Consider the following 19,915-nt stretch of genomic DNA (forward strand, 5'->3'; position numbering starts at 1 on the left):
GCTCTCGATTAATGGGGAGCGACCGGTCCCCGCCGCTTCATGAAGGTGATCGACAGATAAGCCCCGATCCAGGAGCCGATGGCGGCGAACAGCACGTAAATCCAGTTCTCGGTATAGCTGATTACGGCGAAGGCCGAGAGCAGATACCAGACGCTGCTCCAGGTCGCGGCCGGTACGCGCATGCGGTCGGCGACGGCGGCGGTGAAGCGGACATAGGCCGCGTCGGTGGCGGCCGTCGCCACTACCACGCCTAAGGCCGTCAACGGATCGACATGCAAATGAATCATAAGAAAAGTTTTTGCTTCTTTTTTCAAAAAGAAGCGCGGACTTTCTGATCCTTTGTAAAAGAAACTTCTATGCCGCTTGCGGCCGGATGTCCTTGATGTCGCGGAAGGTCAGGTTGTCGTAATTCTCGATCGCGCGTTTCAGCATGAAGCTTGAGGAGGCGAGGAAGACCGGATCGCCGTCCACGTCATCGGCCATGGATGTGCGTTGGGTGGCGATGAACTTCTCCATCGTCACGCGGTCGCCCGAGACCCAGCGCGCCAGCGAATAGGGCACGCCTTCGAAGGTGATCGGCGTGCCGTATTCCTGCGCCAGACGGGCCTGCAGCACGTCCAGCTGCAGGATGCCGATGACGCCGACGATGGGCGGCGAGCCGTCCTGCGGGCGGAACAGCTGCACCACGCCTTCCTCGGCCAGTTCCTGCAAGGCGGTGCGCAGTTTCTTGGCCTTCATGGCGTCCGACAGATGCACGCGGCGCAGGATTTCCGGAGCGAAGTAAGGCACGCCGGTGAAGTTCAGTACCTCGTCGGACGTCAGGGTGTCGCCGATGCGCAGCGTGCCGTGGTTGGGGATGCCGACCACATCGCCAGCGAAGGCTTCCTCCGCCAGGACGCGGTCACGCGCGAAAAAGAATTGCGGCGCGTGCATGGGGATCAGCTTGCCGGTCCGCACCTGCTTCACCCGCATGCCGCGCGTCAGCCGGCCGGAACACACGCGCGCGAAGGCGATACGGTCGCGGTGGTTCGGGTCCATATTCGCCTGGATCTTGAACACGAGCGCCGTCAAATCGGGCTCGGCCGCGTCGACGATGCGCGTATCGGCCGGCTGGGCGCGCGGCCTGGGTCCGAAATCGGCCAGCGCGTCGAGCAGGTCGGTGACGCCGATATCCTTGATGGCGGAGCCGAAATAGGTCGGCGACAGATGGCCGGCCATGAAGCTTTCGACATCGAATTCCGGCAGGGCGGCGCGGACCAGATCAATCTCCTCGCCAAGCTGCACCATCCGGTCATCGGATTGGGACAGTTCTGAGGTGAGGTGGTATTCGCGATTCCGCAGATCGTAGGTGCCGGCGAAATCGGAGGCCCGACCGACCGGCCAGGTCATGGGGCAGACGTCCAGCGCCAATCCGCTCGCGACCTCGTCCAGCAGGGCGAAGACGTCCTGTGCTTCACGGTCCATCTTGTTGATGAAGGTGATGATCGGGATGTCGCGCAGGCGGCAGATCTCGAACAGCTTGCGCGTCCGATCCTCGATGCCCTTGGCCGCGTCGATCACCATGACGGCGGAATCGACAGCCGTCAGCGTGCGGTAGGTATCTTCCGAGAAGTCTTCATGGCCCGGCGTATCCAGCAGGTTGAAGATGCAGCCGCCATATTCGAAGGTCATGACCGAGGTCACGACCGAAATGCCGCGATCGCGCTCGATCCCCATCCAGTCGGATCTTGTGCGCCGGCGCTCGCCCTTGGCGCGGACATTGCCGGCCAGCTGAATGGCGCCGCCGGCGCGCAGCAGGCGCTCGGTCAGGGTCGTCTTACCCGCATCCGGATGGGAGATGATGGCAAAGGTCCGCCGCCGGGCGATCTCGCTTGCGATGTTTTCGTTCTGGCTCATCGGCCGCCCTTAGCAAGAACGGCCGGGGAGCGGAACTGGTAGCGCCGCAGAGGCTGTAATGAGGCAGGATCAGTGCGGCTTGTAATGGAGGCCGATTTTGACGCAGCCGACATTGTCGTCGACCGGTTCCGGCTTGTCCCAGTCGTTCTTGGGCAGATTGCCGTAGATGCCCTGGAAATCCTCCTTGACCATGCGGAAGCCGGTCGGGATGTCCGAATGCGGGTTCGCGTAATCGATAATCCAAAGATAGTCATAGGTTTGGCCGTTCCAGTTGCGGGGAGCAGCAGGCAATTGGTCGAGATTGAACAATTCCCGCAGCGTCACTTTCTGGCCGATCTTTGCCGATTCCAGCCGCCTATGGGCGATATGATCATGTTCCCAGACCATGATCACGGGGCGGCCGGCATAATCGGGGTCCGTCATCACCTTCCGTGCGGCATGGCGGGTGGCCGCGTTCAGCTCCGCTTCCTCGACCTTTTTATTGAGGCTCGGCAGCACCGTATAGGTCGTCACGGGCAGGCTCCAGGTGTCGGCCACCGGGGCTGCGAGTTCCAAGCTGTGCAGCGTGATGGCGATGACGGCGGCGGGTTTCACGCCCGGTGGGAAGACGGACTGGCTGGCGTCGCGGCCGAGATATTGATGCGCCAGCGCTTCCGCCCGTTCTTTGCCGACCGGGCAAAGCTCGAACTGATCGATCTTTTCCGGGTGGCGCAGGATGATGATCTGGGACGGATGCGCGATGGCAGGTGCGGCAAGCGCAGACAGGCCGAGCAGCAGTGCCAGGCCTTGAAAAGATGCACGCATAGGAATTCCTGTCCCGGATCGGTGATGACCCTGCCTGTCCGCGATCGTTACGGCAAGAGGTGGCAAATTGGCCGAAGCGCTGGTCGAAGCTGGGCTTCGGGTGGTAACCGATCCTCGCCGCGATAGAGAAGGAATGGGGCTCATGCGTCTGGAAGCCGATAGTTTCACCGATCTGCCGATGGATGACGGCGTCATGCGCGTGCATGTGCTGCGCCCGCAGGGCGAGGGCCGATACCCGGCGATCATCCTTTATTCGGAAATCTATCAGGTGACGGCGCCGATCCGCCGCACGGCCGCCTACCTGGCCAGCAACGGCTTCGTGGTCGGCATTCCTGAGGTTTATCATGAGTATGAGCCGGCCGGCACGGTGCTGGCCTATGACAAGCCGGGCACCGACCGTGGCAATGAGCTGAAATTCGCCAAGCCGGTGGCGGGTTACGATGCCGATTGCCGGGCGACGCTGGACTTTCTGAAGACCCATCCGAATTCCACCGGGGCGCTGGGTGCCTTCGGCGTTTGCCTCGGCGGCCATCTGGCTTTCCGCGCCGCCTTGCAACCGGATGTGAAGGCAACCGCCTGTTTCTACGCGACCGACCTGCATACCCATACGCTGGGTGCGGGCGCGAATGACGGCAGCCTGGCGCGCGCGGAAGACATCCGCGGCGCGCTGCTGATGGTCTTCGGCCGGCAGGACCCGCATGTGCCGCTGGAAGGCCGCAGCATGATCCGCGACCGGCTGGAGGAGGCGCAGGTCAATTACGAATGGCATGAGGTCAATGCCGCCCATGCCTTCATGCGCGACGAAGGCCCGCGCTTCGACGCGGAACTGGCCCGCTTCGGCTATGACAGCGCGCTGCGTCTGTTCCGCCAGGACCTGCGCTGATGGATTGGTTTGAGGTCCGTCAGGTCAACCGCGATCTGTGGATGATCGCGGAACCCGGTCATGTCGTGAGCTGGCTTTATCTGGGGTCGGAGTTTGCCGCGCTGATCGACAGCGGCACCGGCATCGCGCCGATCAAGCCGGTGGTGGAGGCGCTGACCAATCTGCCGGTCAAGCTGATCAATACCCATTACCATTTCGACCATATCGGCGGGAATGCAGAATTCACCGAGCGGCTGGCGGGCGAGAAGGCGGAAGCGCTGCTGCTGCGCCACGCGCCGCGCGACCTGTTGCAGCGCTATATCGACGGCTTGCTGCCCCTCATCGCCAAGGCTGACGCCGATCGGGCAGCCGACCCGGACTATATGGCGCTGACGCCGGAGCTGATGCTGCGGCCCTTTCCGGCGGGTTTCGACGCAAAGGCTTGGTGCCCTGGCGGCGTCGCCGCGACAGGCCTGTTGTGGGAGGGAGACGAAATCGACCTCGGCGACCGGAAGCTGCGGGTGATCGAGACGCCGGGCCATAGTCCGGACGGCATCTGCCTGTTCGATCCAGCGCATGGTGTGCTGTTCGTGGGTGATACGCTGATCGAAGGGCCGCTCTACGCGCATTATGACGAGTCATCGCTGGCGGATCTGGCGCTCTCGGTCGGCAAGCTCGCTCGGCTGGAGACGCCGGTCCAAGCCATCTGCTCGGGCCATGTGGCGCGGGCCATCGCGGAAGTATCGCTGATCGCGGAGACGGGCCAGGCGCTACAGCAGGTGGCGCAGGGCGCGCCCTATCGGATGGGCCGGGATATTTTTGGCTATGGCTTGCGGGAGACGCGGACAGGCCGGGTCTGGGTCTATCACAGCGACGGGAAGGCCAGTTCCTTCCCGCTGCATGATTGATTCTTCGTCTCGCCAGCGTCTGTCAGATTTTTACCGAAACGGTAAGGCCAATTGCAACGCCGACCCAAGACTTCGTTATGCCCGGCCTTGAGCAGCCGGGCATGACGAATGTAGAGGCAGTTCCAGTGAACTTTGGCGAACTCTAGAGTCTGTCAGGTTTTAATAGATAATTTGTCATCCGCGCACTTGTTGCGCGGACCTACCCGCCGCGGCGCCCAGCCGGCCGATTGCTTGCTGCGTCGGGTAGATGCGCGGGTCGGGGCCCGCGCACGACAGATTTTTTGGCGTTTCCACCTAAACCTGACGGACTCTAACGCACGCCGCCAGCGGTGATGATGGTCTCACCCGACACCCAGCGGCTGTCATCGGATGCCAGGAAAACCGCGACCGGCGCGATATCCTGCGGCAGGCCGATGCGGCCGAGCGGCGTCTGCGCGACGACCGCATTGGCGAAATCGCTGCCGATGAAGCCCGCCGTATGCGTGCCTTCGGTCTCCACCAGGCCGGGGTTGATCGAATTCACGCGGATCTGCTTGGGCCCGAGTTCCTTGGCCAGCGTCGCGGTAATGACATCGACCGCGCCCTTGGTGGCGTTGTAGATGCTGCCGCCCGGGGGCGTGATGCGGCTGACGACGGAGCTGACATTGATCACGCTACCGCCCTCGGCCGGGAACTGCGCGACCGCCGCCTGGGTCGTGAGGATCAGGCCCAGCACATTGGTGTCGAACTGGCGATGGAACTCCGCCGCCGTCACATCGGCCAGCGGCACCATGGCATAGACGCCGGCATTATTGACCAGGACGTCGATCTTGCCGAAAGCCGCGACGGTTTCAGCGACGATCTTTGCCGATGCGTCGGCGACGCTGCCTTGAACGGCGACGGCGCGGCCGCCCTTTTCGGTAATGGCGGCGACGGTCTTATCCGCGCCCGCCTTGTCGGAGGCGTAGTTGACGGCGACCGCCGCACCAGCCTCACCGAGCGCCAACGCGATCGCGGCGCCGATGCCTTTGGAGGCGCCCGTTACCAGTGCAACTTTTCCGGAAAGCTTGCTCATGGGAAATCCCTATGGGTTTGAAGTGAGGTCTGTGTTCCGCTGCCTGACTGAGTGGCCAGCGGTCTGCACGCTAGCCCCACGCACGGCCGTATCGGCCCGCGCATGGGGAAGACGGAGGACGCCTTAGCGGAAACCGCCGGCGGTGATGATGGTCTCACCGCTGACCCAGCGGCTGTCGTCGGAGGCCAGAAATACCGCGACGGCTGCAATATCATCGGGCTGGCCGGTGCGGCCGAGCGGGGTTTGTGCCACCGCCATCGCCTCGAATTCGCCGTCGATCACACCGATCGCCCGCGCGCCTTCGGTGTTGACGACGCCCGGATTGATGGCATTCACGCGAATATGCTTCGGACCCAATTCCTTGGCCAGGGTCGCGGTGATGACATCGACCGCGCCCTTGGTGGCGCCGTAGACTACCGAGGCCGGCGGCGTGAAGCGGGAGACGACGGAGCTGATATTGGTCACGCTACCGCCCTGTTCCGGGAAATGCGCGACGGCTTCCTTGGTCGTCAGCAGCAGGCCGAGCACGTTGGTATTGAACTGGCGGTGGAAATCCTCCGCCGTGACCGCTTCCAACGGCGCGAAAGCATAGACGCCGGCATTATTGACCAGGATGTCGATATGGCCGAACGCCGCGACCGTCTCGGCGACGATGCGCGCGGACGCATCCGCGACGCTGCCCTGAACGGCGACCGCGCGGCCGCCCTTCGCGGTAATGGCGGCGACGGCTCTATCCGCGCCGGCCTTGTCGGACGCGTAGTTGACGGCCACCGCCGCACCTTCTTCAGCCAAAGCCAGGGCAATCGCGGTGCCGATCCCCTTGGAAGCGCCTGTCACCAGCGCCACGCGTCCAGAAAGCTTGCTCATGGAAAACCTCTGATGAAATTAATTTCGACAATTAGATAACTGTCTAATAATTGGCGCCAGTGAGGCTGGCGCAGGGCAGAGCGTCAGATTTCGGATAGGCGCTTCAGATAGGCGGACAGGACCTCGCGCTGCAAGGTCAGATTGGCGAATTTGCCCTCGCGCACGATCTCGATCAGCCCAGCGTTCTCCAACTCCTTCATATGATGGGAGATGGTGGCCGCGCTGACCTCATGACATTGGGAGAGAGAGCTACAGGACACAGTGCCTTCCTGCTCCCCCAGCATCTTCAGCATCTGATAGCGCCTGGGTTCGGCCAAGGCCCGGGCGATCAGGGAGAATTGTCGGTCTGAGATGCTGAAAAGCGTCGTGTCGTCGGCCATGATGTCGTCAATCCCGCGTCGGGCGAAGGGGGGAGCCTTGTGCTCCCCACAAGCTTATACGGAGAAATACTTCGCATGCGCGTTCAAAACCACAAGCGCACTGGTGGATTGCTCAGGATGCAACTGCCATTCGTCCGAGAGCGAGACGCCGATGCGCTCGGCGTCCAGCAGCTTCATGATCGGCGCCTGATCCTCCAGCTTGGGGCAGGCGGGATAGCCGAAGGAATAGCGTGACCCGCGATAGCCCTGGCCGAGCATCTTTTCCATCTCACGCTCATCCTCGCCGGCGAAGCCAAGCTCGGCGCGGATGCGCTTATGGGTATATTCGGCCATCGCCTCGGCCATCTCCACCGAAAGGCCATGGAGATAGAGGTAATCCTGGTAGCGGTTGCCCTCGAACCATTCGCGGGCAAGGTCCGACGCCTTCTGGCCGACTGTCACGACCTGCAGGCCGATGACGTCGCGCTCGGCGTCATCCACGTCCCGGAAGAAGTCCGCGATGCATTCGCCGTCCTCGCGCGGCTGGCGGGGCAGGGCGAAGCGGCAAAGCTCGGTCTGTCCGTCCTCGGCGAAGATGATGAGGTCGTTGCCCTGGCCGGCGGCCTTCCAATAGCCGTAGCTCGCCTGCGGCTTCAGAATATCCTGCTCCTCCGTCAGGGTCAGCATACGGCGCATGATCGGCCGCAGCTCCTGCTTGGCCCAGCCGAGGAAGTCTTCCAGCGTCCGGCCCTGTTTCCGGAAACCCCATTGAAACTGATACAGGCTGCGCTCGTTCAGGAAGGGCACCACCGCCTTGGGCGTTGCCTCCACAACCCGCGCGCCCCAGAAGGGCGGCGTGATGACGGGCTGGTCCTGCGTCAGACGGCGGCGGCGGGCCTGGGTGGCGCCGATATCGACCGGCTGGAAGGCTTTCACATCGGCCTGACCCAGCGTGCGGCTGGTATTGCGGGCCTTGCCCGCGCGCTTGGTCTGGATGGCGGCGGCGTAATCGTCAAACCCGCTGCTGGTCACCTTTTCCATCAGCGACAGGCCGTCGAAGGCATCGCGTGCATAGGCAACGCGACCGGAGGCATAGGCGCGGACGCAGTCGTCTTCCACGAAGTTGCGCGTCAATGCCGCACCACCGAGCAGGATCGGCACATCCAGCCCCTGGCGCGTCAACTCCTCCAGATTGTCCTTCATCACGACGGTCGATTTCACCAGCAGGCCGGACATGCCGATGGCATGCGCGCGGTTGTCCTTCACGGCGGTAATCATGTCGGCCAGCGGCACCTTGATGCCGAGATTGATGACCCGGTAACCGTTATTGGTGAGGATGATATCGACAAGATTCTTGCCGATATCATGCACGTCGCCCTTCACGGTCGCCAGAACGATGGTGCCTTTCTCCTGACCCTCGATCTTTTCCATATGCGGTTCAAGATAAGCGACGGCGGCCTTCATGGTCTCGGCACTTTGCAGCACGAAGGGCAGCTGCATTTTGCCGGCACCGAACAGCTCCCCCACCACCTTCATACCGTCGAGCAGAATGGTATTGATGATGTCGATCGGCGCATGCGTCTGCATCGCTTCCGCCAGATCCTCGTCCAGCCCCTTGCGGTCACCGTCGACGATGCGGTCCTTCAGCCGTCCTTCGACCGTCTCGGCGCGCTGCTTGGCACCGACATCGGCCAGCTTCCGGTCAGCGAAAATCTCCAGCAGCTTCTGCAGCGGATCATAGCCGTCGCGGCGACGGTCGAAGATAAGGTCTTCGGCGACCGCCACTTCCTCGGCCGGAATCAGATGCAGCGGGCGGATTTTGCTGACATGGACGATGGCGCCCGTCATGCCCGCACGCAGCGCATGGTCCAGAAAGACCGAGTTCAGCACGGCGCGCGCGGCGGGGTTCAGGCCGAAGCTGATATTGGACAGGCCCAGAATGATCTGGATATCGGGGAAGGCCTCGCGGATGGCTTTGATGCCTTCCAGCGTCCATTGGCCCAGCTTGCGGTCATCCTCATTGCCGGTGGCAATGGTGAAGGTCAGCGGATCGATCAACAGATCGGATTGCGGCAACCCGTGCTTGTCGCAGGCGAATTCCACCAGCCGGCGCGCGATGCGCAGCTTGTCCTCCGCCGTCTTCGCCATGCCGGCTTCGTCGATCGTCAGCGCCACCATGGCCGTGCCGAACTTCTTCGCCAGGATCATGCGATCCTCGGCCGGCTTCTCGCCGTCCTCGAAATTGATCGAGTTGATGATCGGCTTGCCGCCATGCAGCTTCAGCGCGGATTCCAGCACCACGCGCTCGGTGCTGTCGATGACCAGCGGCGCGTTCACGCTGCTGGTGAAGCGGCGCACGACCTCGTTCATCTCAAACACTTCATCGCGCCCGACGAAAGCCGTGCAGATGTCGAGCGCGTTGGAGCCTTCGCCCATCTGCTCGCGACCCATGCCGACGCAACCGTCCCAATCCTGCGCTTCCTGCAATTGGCGCCATTTCTTGGAGCCGTTGGCATTGCAACGCTCGCCGATGGAGAAATAGCTGTTCTCCTGCCGCAGGCTCGTCTGGCCGTACAGACCCGCGACGGAGGGAATCCAGACCGGCTTGCGCAGCACGGGGGCGGGGCGAATGAGCGAGCCGGCCCGGCGGCGGAGCATGGCGTCGAGGGCTGCGATATGCGGCGTGGATGTGCCGCAGCAGCCGCCGATCAGGTTCAGCCCGTCTTCGGCGATATAACGCTCAACCCAGCTCGCCATTTCCGCCGCACCCAGCGGATAATGCGTCTGGCCGTTGACCAGTTCCGGCAGGCCGGCATTGGGCTGGACCGAGATGAAGCCGCGCCAATTGGCCGAAAGCCAGCGGATATGCTCGGCCATTTCCTGCGGGCCGGTGGCGCAGTTCAGGCCCATCAGCGGTACGTCCAGCGCGTCGATCACCGTGGCTGCCGCGGCGATATCGGGCCCCACCAGCAGGGTGCCGGTGGTCTCCACCGTCACTTGCACAAAGATCGGCGTGCTGCTGCCGGCTTCGGCGCGGGCGATTTTGGCGGCGTTGACGGCGGCCTTGATCTGCAGCGTGTCCTGGCAGGTCTCGATCAGGATGGCATCGACCCCGCCAGCGATCAGCCCGCGCGCCTGCACGGCGAGACCCGCTTCCAGCGGGTCATAGGCGATATTGCCGAGCGTCGGCAGTTTGGTGCCGGGACCGACCGAGCCCACGACGTAGCGGTGCCGGCCGTCCGAGAAGCTGTCGGCGGCCTCGCGCGCCAGTTCGGCCGCGATCTTGTTGATCTCGAAGGCGCGGTCTTCCAGCTCGAACTCGGCCAGCGTAATCGGGCTGCCGCCGAAGGTATTGGTTTCCACCATATCGGCGCCGGCCTCGAAATAGCCGCGATGGATTTCGCGCACCATGTCGGGGCGGGAGAGGTTCAGCACTTCCGTGCAATTCTCCCGGTTCCAGAAGTCCTTTTCGATATCGAGCGTCAGCGCCTGGACACGGCTGCCCATGCCGCCGTCGCACAGCAGAACCTGGTCGCGCAGGGCGTCGAGAAGATGCGGGCGGCTGCTCATGGATGGGCCTCTTGGTGGTCTGCTAGGCTGGAAGAACGAATGGGCGTCTGCGGGCGGCTATTGACGGCACCGCTCCAGATTTCAGTGGCGATCGGACCCGGAATAGTGACCGTGCCGTAAAGTGCCAAGCCCGCATCCATCAACATGCTGCGCATGCGGGGCTGCATGAAGCCGCGATGACGATGCGCCAGCCTCTCGGCCAGGTCATGCGCGGTATGGGACGCGAGTTCCACGATGATGATGCGGCCGCCGGTGCGCGTGACGCGGGCGGCTTCCCGCAGCACGGCCTCGGGGTCCTCGGCATGATGCAGCACCATCTGCAGCACGGTGACGTCAAAACCCTGGCTCGGCCCGCCGTCCGGCAGCGGCAGGCGATACATATCGGCCTGGCGCAGGCTGCATTGCGGCAGGCCGGCCTGGGCCAGCCGCGTGCGGGCCAGTTTCAGCATCTGCGGGCTGGCATCGACGCCAAGCCCGCTGTCGGCGCGGGGTCCCAAAAGCTCCAGCACACGGCCGGTGCCGGTGCCGATATCCAGCACCTGACCCAAGCGTCCTTGGCCGGCGACGCTGGCGAGCGCCGCTTCGACCGCGGATTTGGGCAGGCCCAGCGCCGTCATCTCATCCCAATCCGCCCCCTGGGCGCGGAAACTGTCGGAGGCAGAGCGCGCGCGTTCCGACAGCGTCTGGGCCGCCATGCGGCGGTCGGCCGCGAGCACCGCGTCATCCTCGGGCAGCCGGCTGACGAGGCTGCGCGCCAGCGCGCCTTCGGGGCTTGCGGCGTCAGCCAGGGCGAACCAGGAAAACACGCCCTCCTGCTGTCGGCGCAGCAGGCCGGCTTCCACCAGCAGGCGCAGGTGACGCGACAGGCTGGGCTGGGATTGACCCAGGATCGTCACCAATTCGCTGACGCAGAAGGCGCCGCGCGTGCAGAGCGCCAGGATGCGCATCCGCGTCGGCTCGGCAGCGGCCCGCAAAGAGCTAAGGAAGGTCTCCATAACTTGAATATACATAAAGATATGTTTATGTCTATCGCATGATCCGCATCGACGCACGCATACCTGTCTTCCTCGCGACCGCATCGGACGATGCGGCGATGGGGGTCGCCTGGTTGGTGGAAAACCCTGCCGAAGCATCCTGGGACGGGCGCGAGACTGGCCATGTCGCGGGCTGCGCCTGCTGCGTCGCCCGCAGTCCGGTCGCGGAAACGCTGGGCCGGCTGTTTCGCGCCCGCGCGGTGGGCGAGGTTCCGTTCTTCACGCGCCTGGGTGCCGTGCCGGCCGGTCCCGAAGGGGAGGCGGCCTTGCGGCAGGCGTTGGAGACGGACGGTCTGGCCTCGGCCTGCTACAGGCTAGAAACGGTGGGCGCGAGCCTGTAGCGCTTGACCATCCGGTCGATCGTCTGGCCGTCTTTCAGCGGCACGCCCTTGACCACGTCATGGTCGACAAAACCCTGTTTTGTGTAGAAGGCGAGGCCGCCGGTATTATCGGCCCTGATCGTGGCATTGATGGCGGATAGGCCGAGTGCCTCCGCCCGGTCGCGGGTCGCGGCGAACAGGGCCTGGCCGACACCGCGCTGCGTTTCGCCCAGCCGGGCGAAGGTGCCGATATCCCCGATCCCATCGGGTAACGCGCGATTGCGGCCCAGCGTCTGGAAGCCTTCGATACGCCCCGTCGCGCGGTCGACGGCGACAAAACAACAATGCACCTCGGGCCCCGTCAGATAGGCAAGGTCAAGCGCCTCTGCCGTGTACGGGTCTTCCAGCGCCGTCGTGCCGCCTTTCGCGATGATCGCGTTGAGCAGATCCGCGAGTTCGGCCGCATCGGCCTGCACGGCGTCGCGGATCTCTATTGGTGTGACAGGCAGGTTCATCCGGCGGATTCCTCGAAATTGGTTGAAGGTGCCAGCGGTACGGTGTCGTCCTCTGTCATTCGGCTTCGCCATTGGAGGGGTGACGGGCATAGGGCGACCCGTCGCGCCTGGTATGGCCATCCGGGCCATCGTCAATGACCATCATGTCGATGTCCGAGTAGTAGCAACCGTCGCCGGGAAGCCGCGTGCCGACTTCCAGGACCAGGGCTTCCGACATGCTGCGGTTCTGGAGGTGATGCCCGTCGGGGATGCCGGCCTTGAAGCCTGCGGTGTCGCCCGCGCGCAGTATGTCCTCGCCGGCATCTGTTACCAGAACGACCTCCCCGCTGACGACATAGACGAACTCGTCGCTTGCGATCTGCCAGTGTCGCTGGCTTGACCAGGTTCCGGGCGGAAGGCGGAGGAGGTTGACGCCGAACTGACTCAGACCGGCGGCGTCGCCGAGGCGCTTCCGCTCGATGTCGCGGCAGGGGGCATCGAATGGCGGCGGGTAATCGCTGCCGCGGTTGGCGTCGATGGCGGCAAGGTCGAGTTTTCGGTTCATAGGATCAGCTCACCATTTGTTCAGACACTCATCCCCGAAACCGGAGATTCCATTCAACAAATATCGCATTCTGAAAGACGGTTGCAGCGAACTAAGCCGCCGCGCTGACATGCCTTTGGGATGCGAACAATGCGCGCGACCAAGACGTGAAGGCCTTAACCTTTGAGGATAGCATTCGATTTTGCGGGTAGAGAAGATGGACAGGGACAACTTCCGTCTCATAATCGGCAAGAATCCGCGTGAGACGACCGTCCTTCAGATGCTCATCGAGAATGTAGAGCGGCAGTTGCCCTTCACAATCTTCCCCCGCCCGTCCGGCGAGAAAACCAATCATCGCACACAACATTTCTGCAATGACAAACCCGAAATCGTCAAGGGAAGGGTTAGAGGTGCTGGCGCAAGCGGCTTGCAGGGGAGCACTTGATCCGCGCGTCTCATTCTTAACCGAGTTGGAACAAGCGGGTTCGGCGCTTGATCGTCTGCGAGAGGGCGGGATGCGGGGAAAGGCAGTCGTGAGCATGAGCCATCGTCCGGCGCCCCAAACATCCTCGCCTTAAGCCGATCTTTTCTCGACCCTTACGCGTCACCGGTTCAGGATAGCAGGCGTCCCGGAATAAGACCTGGCAAAAGCCATTGAGGTTTCCCGACCAGCAGACATGTCTGCTGACCGAGAAACCTCCTGGGTCAAACGCTCACTTGATCAGAAAGCCGAGGGGGAGCAGCGGCCCGACCGGCAGAAGATCAAAAGTATGGAGATCCTCCTTGGTGAAAGGCAGTTCGCTAAGCAACTCCTTCGCTTCATCGACCGACGCGACATTCAGCAGGAAGACGGCGCCCTTCATTTCGTCCCGCAGCCAAAACTGCTCGATCTTTCCATCCAGATAGAGTTTGAGTGTTGCCGGAACTTCATTCGGAAAAATCCGGCTGCTCTGTTCTTCGCTCAGAGGCTTCAGCGTGCCGATTGCCAAGACTTTCATGACTACTCTCCTTGAGGTTCTGTCGGTTTCGACATCCGGAAAGTAGGCAGCTTCATTTGCGACCGATATCGTCGCTTATGACTATCTTAGCATCATTTACGACATAATGAGCGAAGGTTAGCTATGGAGCTCCGCTCCGCTTTCTATGCGATTAGTAATCTGATCGGCAGCGGCGGCTTACGTGAATTGCGACCCGAAAGCCGACTGGCAGGTCCCCCGGACTGTCAACCAGCCCCCGGCGCCTCGCTTTTGAACGGCACGATCGACAGGCAGATCGACAGCACAACGGCCTCGCCGTCCAGCGCGACATAGGCATGGCGCATGGTGCTGTCGAAATAGCAGCTATCGCCTTTATGAAGCTGCACCGGGGCGTAATGCTCCATATGCAGCGCGACCTCGCCTTCGATCACATAGGCGTATTCCTCGCCGTCATGGACGCTCCAATCGGCGAGCGGCGGCAGGTCCCGGTTTTTGATGCGCATGAGCAGCGGCACCATGGTCTTATTAGCGAGCTCCGTCGCATGCGCGGCATAGACGTAATGCTCGCTGTCATAGACCGGCGCGCTATCCGCCCGCGTCACCACGCGCCGCGTGGTCTTGACCGGCGCGGGTTCGGGCGGATCGAGCATATGAACGAAATTCACGTGCAGAGCGCGGGAGATTTTGAGAACGGTCTCGAAACCCGGCTTCTGCTGCTGGTTCTCGATCTTGGAGATCGTCGAAATCGACACGCCGCTGATGCGCGCGAGGTCATCCAGTGTGAGATCCTTGGAGCGCCTAATCTCCTTCAGCTTATGGCAGAAGGCGGTGATGAGAGCGGCTTCATCCATGACGGCCGGCCCGTCGCCGCTGGATCGACAGATCAAAGATATCCGGCCGCGCGTAATGGCCGCTTTGGTCAAAACCCTGTCTGGCGGCGTAAAGGCTCGCACGGTCGATGCTGGCCGAGGCGATGCCTTCCATCCCGGGTTCTATCCGCGCGACGCAGGTCTGTGTCGGGTCATAGATGCCGGACCCGCCGGCAAAGATGACGTCCAGGCCTTCGGCCTTGAGGTCCGGATAGAATTCGAAATCCTGAGGCACATCGGACAGCGACAGCAGGCCGCAGACGCTGGCGCACCACATGCGGCCTTCCTGGGCCGCGAAGATCGGCAAGCCTTTGGTCACCGCCTCATTCCCTGGCCAGACGGAGATATGCACGTCCTCGCCGTCTTCGTAGAGCGCGGAACGAGCATGCGCCATCCAGTTTTCCCAGCAATTCAGGCCGCCGACGCGAAAGCCGCCAAAATCGTGACAGCGCAACCCCTCGGCGTCACCGATACCCCATACCAGACGCTCATCATGCGTCGGCATCAGCTTGCGATGCGCGCCGATGATGCCGTGCTCGGCATCGATAGTGGCGAGCGTACACCACACCGTGCCCCGCCCGGCGCGCGCGCCGCGTTCATTGACACCAAGATAGACCGAGACGCCATGGTCCTTCGCGGCTTCCGCGACCTGGGCCAGTTCGGGCCCGTCGATCTCGACCGCCGCTTCGATGAACTGCGCATAGGCGCGACCCTGGCGCGCATCGTCGAAGGCCGCGCCATTGGTGCGGCAGACCCAGAAAGGGTAGCCGCTGAGAAAGGTCTCCGAAAAGGCGAGCAGGTCGATATCGCGCGAAGCGGCCTCGGCAATGGCCGTCGTGATGATCTCGACCGTGCGGGGCTTGTCGCCCCAGGCGGGGCGAAGCTGGGCGATGCCTATATGCAGGTTGTTCATGGTCAGAGCCTGTTTTGTAATGCGCTACAGCGCGCGAGAGGCGCCGCAGGCGCTGGCCGCCGTGGTTTTTGAGAACCGGAGCGGAGCGGCCGTTGAGGGCCGTGAGCACCGGAAGCGCAAAAAGGCGCGCCGGATCGCCGCTGTAGTAGCATTTCCAAGCAGGCTCTTAAAACATCTCGAAATATTCCTGGTGTTCCCAATCCGTGACGGCGCTGAGGAAGCGGTTCCATTCGAATTGCTTCAGGCTGTGGAAATAGTGGTGGAAGGTCTCGCCCAATTCCGCCTTCAGCGTCTCGCTGCTCGCGAAGGCGGCCAGCGCGTCACCCAGGCTGCCGGGCAGCACGGCGCGTTCCGAGAGATAAGCGGCGGCGACCGGCGCGCCGGGATCGGACTTGGCCGCAAGCCCGGCACGGCCGGCGATAATCTGCGAGGCGATATACAGATAAGGATTGGCGGCCGGGTCGCCGATGCGGTTTTCGATGCGTGACGCGCTGTCACCGCCATCCCCGATGACGCGCAGCATGGCCCCGCGATTTTCCTGCGCCCAGGCGGCTTTATAGGGCGCGAACCCATCCGGCCGCTGGCGCTTATAGCCGTTGATGGTGGGTGTGGTCAGCAGCGCGGTCGCCGAGGCATGATCCAGCAGGCCGCCCAGATAATGCATGCCGAGGCCGGAGAGCGGTGACGCATCGCCCTCGCTGGCCGCAAACAGATTGGCGCCATCGCGTGTCAGGGACTGATGCATATGCCAGCCGCTGGGGAAGCTATTGGCGATCTTGGGCAAGGCCATGAAGCTCGCATGATAGCCATGGCGGCGGCAAAGCTGCTTGACGGCGGTGCGGAACAGCAGCGCCTTGTCGGCCGCTTCCATCGCCGGCAAAGGCGAGAAGGTGAGTTCGCACTGGCCCGGCCCCCATTCGTCTTCCAGGGATGCCAGCGGCAGGCCCAGCGCCTCCAGATTGTCCTGCAGCATGGCATAGAGGGGTTCGACCTCGTCACCCCGCGTCTCGGTCAGATACTGATAGCCGTGGGCGATATTCTCGACCTCCGGCGGGGTCGGCGGATAGCCGCTATCGGCTGGCGCCATTTTCGGATCGAGCATTTTGTAGACATAGAACTCGAATTCCAGACCAACGGTCATGCTCATGCCGTCGCCCGCCAGCTTGCCGAGCTGTTCGCGGAGAATTTGGCGCGTGGAGAGCGGGCAGGGGCGTCCGTTGCGGAAATAGGCGTCGGCCAAAATCCAGCCGGTATTGGGGACCCAGGGCAGGACATGGAAGGTCGCCGGGTCCGGCACCAGCACGCCATCCGGCAGGCCGATCATTTCCGGAATATTGAGGTGATTGTCGGCGCCGAAGGGCGGCACGATGGGGTGGTTCGTCGTGTCGAAAATCGCGGTGACGAGCTGGAAATCCTTGCCCGAAGACAAGGCCGAGATGAATTCGCCCGCCGTCAACGTCTTGCCGCGCACGATGCCGTGCTGGTCGCCCCAGCCGATGCGAATATTGCGGATGTTTTCGGCTTTGATCCGCGCCGCAAGCTCGGCTGCCTGGGCTGTCTGCTCCGCCGACCACAAGTCGTGACGTTCGATAAACCCCGCCATGCCGGATCCCCTGAAACTGTCACCTCAGGGTAGACGAGAATTTTTTTCGTTCAAGAAAAATTTTAGGCGTCTGGCGATGGCGGGCGGGGCGCCGGTCAGAGTCGGATCTTATGAATCGAGGGGCGAGACGGGAGCAGCGTCCAAATCGTCATCGACGTCATGCTCCCAAATCCGAATAATCCCATCAATGCTGTCGGGGCGTCGCAGGAAGAGATTGCGGGCGATCCGGGAAATGCGTTCGTCATGCGTTTGGAAGGCTGACAGAATCTGTCCGCGCTGCCGTCGTCGTTCCCCGGCGATTGCATCGAAGGCCCCCAGGGAAATCGCGCAGGGGACTTGCTCGCTCTTCACATCGATGATGAAGGTGATGGAATGCCCATTGAACTGTGCGTTTGAGCAGGATCGCATATGGCGCTCTGTCACCGTTGCATCTTTCTGAAACGTCCCATGAGCTGACGCGTATGACATGGTGACGCGCATCACAATGTCATCACAGCGATGACATGAATTTCTAAGCTTGAATTTAAGTATTGCGCCGCAAAAATTGCAGAGGTGAAAATATTTCTTGCTATTTTTGTTGATATCGTTCTATAGAAATTCCGTTGATCTTAATGAAGAATTTCGTATTGCGCTCCTTGGCGCTGCAGACGACCTTTCTCTTTCAAAATCGATCATGAACGGCTCGCCATGACTTTTCGTATGAGCCAAATTTTTTGAACGATTGAAAGGAAGATCGCCATGACCATTGGAACTGTTAAATTCTTCAATACGACCAAGGGCTTCGGTTTCATTCAGCCGGATAACGGCAGCCCGGACGTGTTCGTCCATATTTCTGCCGTCGAGCGTGCCGGTCTGTCCTCGATCAACGAGGGCCAGAAGCTGAGCTTCGATGCGGTGAAGAACGACCGTAACGGCAAGCTTGCCGCCGAGAATCTTAAGGCAGCCTGACCAAGATAGCGTTTTGGACTGCTGACCACGGATGTACTGGCAGTCGGTCCTGAAACGCTGAGAAGAAGGCCGGGTTCTCCCGGCTTTTTTTGTTTTGGGCCTGCTATGATAGCATCAGCAGCCCCAGGATCGTTTTGCGTAAAGCATCTGCGGTAACGCCAGACAGGACAAGCAAATATGGTTGCTCGACGGTTTTCCGAAGGGGATCGCGTTGTCATTGTTGGTGGCGAGGTCAATAAGCATATCAGTCCGGGCGTTTACACGATCGTCCGATTGATGCCGCTCACAGGGCGTGGTTTCCAATATAGGGTTAAAGCGGCACTCGATACGCATGAACGCGTATTGGACGAGTATCGGCTCGCGCCTGCCAGATAGCGGCACATAATCCCTTTGGGTGTGTAAGCTTAGACAGTCTCGTTCGGCTCGGTGTCCAGGGCCCAAGGGAGAGATCCGTGGTCAGACTGAACATTCGCCATCGGACGACCTATCACTACAACAGGAACGTCAGCTTGAGGCCGCACCGCCTTATGCTGCGCCCTCGCGAAAGCCGTGAGCTGCGCCTGCTCGGGATGGAGATTATCGTCAATCCGGACGCGGTCCTGACATGGGCGCAGGATGTCGCCGGCAATAGCGTGGCGAGCCTGACCTTTCGGTCAATGACCAATCAATTGGTGATAGAAAGTATCGCCGATATCGAGCTTGATGCCGTCGTCTGGCCCGTTTTCGATATTTCGGCATCCGCCATTTTTTATCCATTTCACTACACTGATGATGATCAGGCGGATCTTGGCCTTTTGGCCAGTCCAAGGCTTGCCGATGCCGCTGGCAAACTGCGGGCCTGGGTCAGCGCTTTCGTTCGCACCGATCCGACGGACACGCTTGCGCTGCTCAAAGACATCAATTTCGGCATCCTCTCCTGGATTTCCTATCAGGAGCGCGATGACGAAGGCACCCAGTCTCCGGTCGAAACGCTTGAGCGTGGATGGGGCGCCTGTCGCGATCTGGCGCTGCTCTTCGTCGAGGCCGTGCGGACGCTCGGCTTCGGGGCGCGGATCGTGTCGGGCTATCTCCATAATCCGAGCCAGGAGATCAAGGGTTCCGCCGGAGCGGGGACAACCCATGCCTGGGCGGAGGTCTATCTTCCCGGCGCCGGTTGGATCACCTTTGACCCGACAAACCGCAGCATGGGGGGTGCGAACCTCATCCCCGTCGCGGTTGGTCGTGACATCCGGCAAGTGATGCCCGTCATCGGCGAATTCATCGGCTTGAGCGATGCGTTTTCCCATATGACGGTCGAGGTCTGCGTCATCGGGTAGAGCTGTCAGGGCGATGATGATAAGGGCCTCTCAAATCTTGCATGATTTGAGACGAACGAGGTTGGACAGGTTATCCCTATGATTAAGACGCAGCGGGACAGTTTCAGTCCCAAACTCCCATCCTGGTACGGTGCCAGCCGCATCTACGACCGAGGGCGGATGATCCTCGATTATTTGTGGGACAATGGATACGAGCCCGACAAGCAATCGCCGTTCAAAGCCAAGACCCTTGTCAATAAGGATATGGCGATCCTGATGGCGGCGCTTGAGGCGGGCCAGGAGTCCGAGGTCCGCGCGGCGGTTACCAAGCATTTGAACTATCTGACCGTCCAGCAGCTGGCGGAAACCAGTCGTTAGAGTTTGTCAGGTTTTAATAGAAATCCCGTCATCCGCGCACGCGTTGCGCGGAACTACCCGTGGTGGCGCCGGCCGGCCGCTTGCCTGAACGCATGGGTAAACCCGCGGAACAAGTCCGCGGGCGACGGATTTTTGGGCGTTTCAGTAAAATCTCACAGTCGTTAGACTGAGATCACCATCGGACAAGCCAGCACCACCAGACCAGATCAGAGCCGCTGAT

General features: G+C 61.8%; 22 protein-coding genes. 6 read left to right on the top strand and 16 right to left on the bottom strand.

Features of this window, described 5'->3' with window-relative positions; genetic code table 11:
* Positions 1–8: 8 nt before the first annotated feature.
* The 3 genes from ACELLULO517_RS24450 to ACELLULO517_RS24460 form a co-directional block, all read right to left on the bottom strand.
* Positions 9–287, bottom strand: a complete 279-nt coding sequence (locus ACELLULO517_RS24450; protein WP_227310063.1) for a hypothetical protein — start codon at positions 285–287, stop codon at positions 9–11.
* Positions 288–354: 67 nt separating this feature from the next.
* Entirely contained in the window at positions 355–1,896 is a 1,542-nt protein-coding gene (locus ACELLULO517_RS24455) for a peptide chain release factor 3 (protein ID WP_227310064.1), read from the bottom strand.
* A gap of 69 nt (positions 1,897–1,965) precedes the next feature.
* Positions 1,966–2,700, bottom strand: coding sequence for a hypothetical protein (locus ACELLULO517_RS24460; RefSeq protein WP_227310065.1), 735 nt, complete (start codon positions 2,698–2,700; stop codon positions 1,966–1,968).
* A gap of 142 nt (positions 2,701–2,842) precedes the next feature.
* On the opposite strand from ACELLULO517_RS24460, the gene ACELLULO517_RS24465 reads away from it, so the two are divergent.
* Complete coding sequence (locus tag ACELLULO517_RS24465; RefSeq protein ID WP_227310066.1) at positions 2,843–3,583, top strand: dienelactone hydrolase family protein; 741 nt, start codon at positions 2,843–2,845, stop codon at positions 3,581–3,583.
* Positions 3,583–4,470 (top strand): MBL fold metallo-hydrolase, encoded by an 888-nt coding sequence (locus ACELLULO517_RS24470; protein ID WP_227310067.1) that lies wholly within the window; start codon positions 3,583–3,585, stop codon positions 4,468–4,470. The genes ACELLULO517_RS24465 and ACELLULO517_RS24470 overlap by 1 nt, the downstream gene beginning before the upstream one ends.
* A 310-nt stretch (positions 4,471–4,780) precedes the next feature.
* Here the strand turns inward: ACELLULO517_RS24470 and ACELLULO517_RS24475 are convergent, their stop codons facing one another.
* The 5 genes from ACELLULO517_RS24475 to ACELLULO517_RS24495 form a co-directional block, all read right to left on the bottom strand.
* The gene (locus tag ACELLULO517_RS24475) at positions 4,781–5,524 is read right to left on the bottom strand and encodes an SDR family NAD(P)-dependent oxidoreductase (protein ID WP_227310068.1); all 744 of its coding nucleotides are present in this window, start codon (positions 5,522–5,524) and stop codon (positions 4,781–4,783) included.
* A 123-nt stretch (positions 5,525–5,647) separates the two neighbouring features.
* On the bottom strand, positions 5,648–6,391 hold the full coding sequence (locus tag ACELLULO517_RS24480) for an SDR family NAD(P)-dependent oxidoreductase (protein WP_227310069.1): 744 nt from the start codon (positions 6,389–6,391) through the stop codon (positions 5,648–5,650).
* A gap of 83 nt (positions 6,392–6,474) precedes the next feature.
* Positions 6,475–6,771, bottom strand: a complete 297-nt coding sequence (locus tag ACELLULO517_RS24485; protein ID WP_227310070.1) for an ArsR/SmtB family transcription factor — start codon at positions 6,769–6,771, stop codon at positions 6,475–6,477.
* 54 nt (positions 6,772–6,825) lie between these two features.
* Positions 6,826–10,320 carry a methionine synthase gene (gene metH / locus ACELLULO517_RS24490; protein ID WP_227310071.1) on the bottom strand — a complete coding sequence of 1,165 codons (3,495 nt, stop codon included), beginning with the start codon at positions 10,318–10,320 and terminating at the stop codon, positions 6,826–6,828.
* Complete coding sequence (locus ACELLULO517_RS24495; RefSeq protein WP_227310072.1) at positions 10,317–11,330, bottom strand: ArsR/SmtB family transcription factor; 1,014 nt, start codon at positions 11,328–11,330, stop codon at positions 10,317–10,319. The genes metH and ACELLULO517_RS24495 overlap by 4 nt, the downstream gene beginning before the upstream one ends.
* Before the next feature lie 23 nt (positions 11,331–11,353).
* Between ACELLULO517_RS24495 and ACELLULO517_RS24500 the strand changes: the two genes are divergently transcribed.
* Entirely contained in the window at positions 11,354–11,695 is a 342-nt protein-coding gene (locus ACELLULO517_RS24500; RefSeq protein WP_227310073.1) for a hypothetical protein, read from the top strand.
* Here the strand turns inward: ACELLULO517_RS24500 and ACELLULO517_RS24505 are convergent.
* From ACELLULO517_RS24505 to ACELLULO517_RS24540, 8 genes are all read right to left on the bottom strand, one after another.
* Entirely contained in the window at positions 11,662–12,189 is a 528-nt protein-coding gene (locus tag ACELLULO517_RS24505; RefSeq protein WP_227310074.1) for a GNAT family N-acetyltransferase, read from the bottom strand. The two genes, ACELLULO517_RS24500 and ACELLULO517_RS24505, sit on opposite strands and share 34 nt — an antisense overlap.
* Positions 12,190–12,244: 55 nt before the next feature.
* Entirely contained in the window at positions 12,245–12,733 is a 489-nt protein-coding gene (locus tag ACELLULO517_RS24510) for a cupin domain-containing protein (protein WP_227310075.1), read from the bottom strand.
* A gap of 91 nt (positions 12,734–12,824) precedes the next feature.
* Positions 12,825–13,253, bottom strand: coding sequence for a type 2 periplasmic-binding domain-containing protein (locus tag ACELLULO517_RS24515; protein ID WP_227310076.1), 429 nt, complete (start codon positions 13,251–13,253; stop codon positions 12,825–12,827).
* Between the two features lie 172 nt (positions 13,254–13,425).
* Positions 13,426–13,710 (bottom strand): hypothetical protein, encoded by a 285-nt coding sequence (locus ACELLULO517_RS24520; protein ID WP_227310077.1) that lies wholly within the window; start codon positions 13,708–13,710, stop codon positions 13,426–13,428.
* Between the two features lie 224 nt (positions 13,711–13,934).
* A complete protein-coding gene (locus ACELLULO517_RS24525) occupies positions 13,935–14,540 on the bottom strand; it encodes a helix-turn-helix domain-containing protein (protein WP_227310078.1) in 606 nt (201 codons plus the stop codon).
* Positions 14,533–15,471, bottom strand: a complete 939-nt coding sequence (locus ACELLULO517_RS24530) for a carbon-nitrogen hydrolase family protein (RefSeq protein ID WP_227310079.1) — start codon at positions 15,469–15,471, stop codon at positions 14,533–14,535. Before ACELLULO517_RS24530 ends, ACELLULO517_RS24525 begins: the two co-directional genes overlap by 8 nt.
* A gap of 166 nt (positions 15,472–15,637) precedes the next feature.
* Positions 15,638–17,074 (bottom strand): glutamine synthetase family protein, encoded by a 1,437-nt coding sequence (locus tag ACELLULO517_RS24535; protein ID WP_227310080.1) that lies wholly within the window; start codon positions 17,072–17,074, stop codon positions 15,638–15,640.
* A gap of 108 nt (positions 17,075–17,182) precedes the next feature.
* The gene (locus ACELLULO517_RS24540) at positions 17,183–17,554 is read right to left on the bottom strand and encodes a DUF1488 family protein (RefSeq protein WP_227310081.1); all 372 of its coding nucleotides are present in this window, start codon (positions 17,552–17,554) and stop codon (positions 17,183–17,185) included.
* A gap of 258 nt (positions 17,555–17,812) precedes the next feature.
* Between ACELLULO517_RS24540 and ACELLULO517_RS24545 the strand changes: the two genes are divergently transcribed.
* The 3 genes from ACELLULO517_RS24545 to ACELLULO517_RS24555 all read left to right on the top strand — a co-directional run bounded on the left by ACELLULO517_RS24545 (position 17,813) and on the right by ACELLULO517_RS24555 (position 19,695).
* Complete coding sequence (locus tag ACELLULO517_RS24545; RefSeq protein WP_227310082.1) at positions 17,813–18,022, top strand: cold-shock protein; 210 nt, start codon at positions 17,813–17,815, stop codon at positions 18,020–18,022.
* 452 nt (positions 18,023–18,474) lie between these two features.
* Positions 18,475–19,338 carry a transglutaminase family protein gene (locus ACELLULO517_RS24550; protein WP_227310083.1) on the top strand — a complete coding sequence of 288 codons (864 nt, stop codon included), beginning with the start codon at positions 18,475–18,477 and terminating at the stop codon, positions 19,336–19,338.
* Positions 19,339–19,416: 78 nt separating this feature from the next.
* Entirely contained in the window at positions 19,417–19,695 is a 279-nt protein-coding gene (locus ACELLULO517_RS24555) for a hypothetical protein (protein WP_227310084.1), read from the top strand.
* Positions 19,696–19,915 lie beyond the last annotated feature (220 nt).

The organism is Acidisoma cellulosilyticum, from assembly GCF_020621385.1.
In the GTDB taxonomy this organism is placed as follows: Bacteria; Pseudomonadota; Alphaproteobacteria; order Acetobacterales; family Acetobacteraceae; genus Acidisoma; species Acidisoma cellulosilyticum.

Excerpts from the sequence above, each read along its gene's own strand:
- ACELLULO517_RS24470 (WP_227310067.1), top strand. The coding sequence starts at position 3,583 with ATGGATTGGTTTGAGGTCCGTCAGGTCAACCGCGATCTGTGGATGATC.
- ACELLULO517_RS24460 (WP_227310065.1), bottom strand. The coding sequence starts at position 2,700 with ATGCGTGCATCTTTTCAAGGCCTGGCACTGCTGCTCGGCCTGTCTGCG.
- ACELLULO517_RS24555 (WP_227310084.1), top strand. The coding sequence starts at position 19,417 with ATGATTAAGACGCAGCGGGACAGTTTCAGTCCCAAACTCCCATCCTGG.
- ACELLULO517_RS24520 (WP_227310077.1), bottom strand. The coding sequence starts at position 13,710 with ATGAAAGTCTTGGCAATCGGCACGCTGAAGCCTCTGAGCGAAGAACAG.
- ACELLULO517_RS24530 (WP_227310079.1), bottom strand. The coding sequence starts at position 15,471 with ATGAACAACCTGCATATAGGCATCGCCCAGCTTCGCCCCGCCTGGGGC.
- ACELLULO517_RS24505 (WP_227310074.1), bottom strand. The coding sequence starts at position 12,189 with ATGAACCTGCCTGTCACACCAATAGAGATCCGCGACGCCGTGCAGGCC.
- ACELLULO517_RS24480 (WP_227310069.1), bottom strand. The coding sequence starts at position 6,391 with ATGAGCAAGCTTTCTGGACGCGTGGCGCTGGTGACAGGCGCTTCCAAG.
- ACELLULO517_RS24525 (WP_227310078.1), bottom strand. The coding sequence starts at position 14,540 with ATGGATGAAGCCGCTCTCATCACCGCCTTCTGCCATAAGCTGAAGGAG.
- ACELLULO517_RS24465 (WP_227310066.1), top strand. The coding sequence starts at position 2,843 with ATGCGTCTGGAAGCCGATAGTTTCACCGATCTGCCGATGGATGACGGC.
- ACELLULO517_RS24450 (WP_227310063.1), bottom strand. The coding sequence starts at position 287 with ATGATTCATTTGCATGTCGATCCGTTGACGGCCTTAGGCGTGGTAGTG.
- ACELLULO517_RS24515 (WP_227310076.1), bottom strand. The coding sequence starts at position 13,253 with ATGCTCACGACTGCCTTTCCCCGCATCCCGCCCTCTCGCAGACGATCA.
- ACELLULO517_RS24455 (WP_227310064.1), bottom strand. The coding sequence starts at position 1,896 with ATGAGCCAGAACGAAAACATCGCAAGCGAGATCGCCCGGCGGCGGACC.
- ACELLULO517_RS24510 (WP_227310075.1), bottom strand. The coding sequence starts at position 12,733 with ATGAACCGAAAACTCGACCTTGCCGCCATCGACGCCAACCGCGGCAGC.
- ACELLULO517_RS24500 (WP_227310073.1), top strand. The coding sequence starts at position 11,354 with ATGATCCGCATCGACGCACGCATACCTGTCTTCCTCGCGACCGCATCG.
- ACELLULO517_RS24495 (WP_227310072.1), bottom strand. The coding sequence starts at position 11,330 with ATGTATATTCAAGTTATGGAGACCTTCCTTAGCTCTTTGCGGGCCGCT.
- ACELLULO517_RS24540 (WP_227310081.1), bottom strand. The coding sequence starts at position 17,554 with ATGCGCGTCACCATGTCATACGCGTCAGCTCATGGGACGTTTCAGAAA.
- ACELLULO517_RS24485 (WP_227310070.1), bottom strand. The coding sequence starts at position 6,771 with ATGGCCGACGACACGACGCTTTTCAGCATCTCAGACCGACAATTCTCC.
- ACELLULO517_RS24535 (WP_227310080.1), bottom strand. The coding sequence starts at position 17,074 with ATGGCGGGGTTTATCGAACGTCACGACTTGTGGTCGGCGGAGCAGACA.
- metH (WP_227310071.1), bottom strand. The coding sequence starts at position 10,320 with ATGAGCAGCCGCCCGCATCTTCTCGACGCCCTGCGCGACCAGGTTCTG.
- ACELLULO517_RS24475 (WP_227310068.1), bottom strand. The coding sequence starts at position 5,524 with ATGAGCAAGCTTTCCGGAAAAGTTGCACTGGTAACGGGCGCCTCCAAA.
- ACELLULO517_RS24545 (WP_227310082.1), top strand. The coding sequence starts at position 17,813 with ATGACCATTGGAACTGTTAAATTCTTCAATACGACCAAGGGCTTCGGT.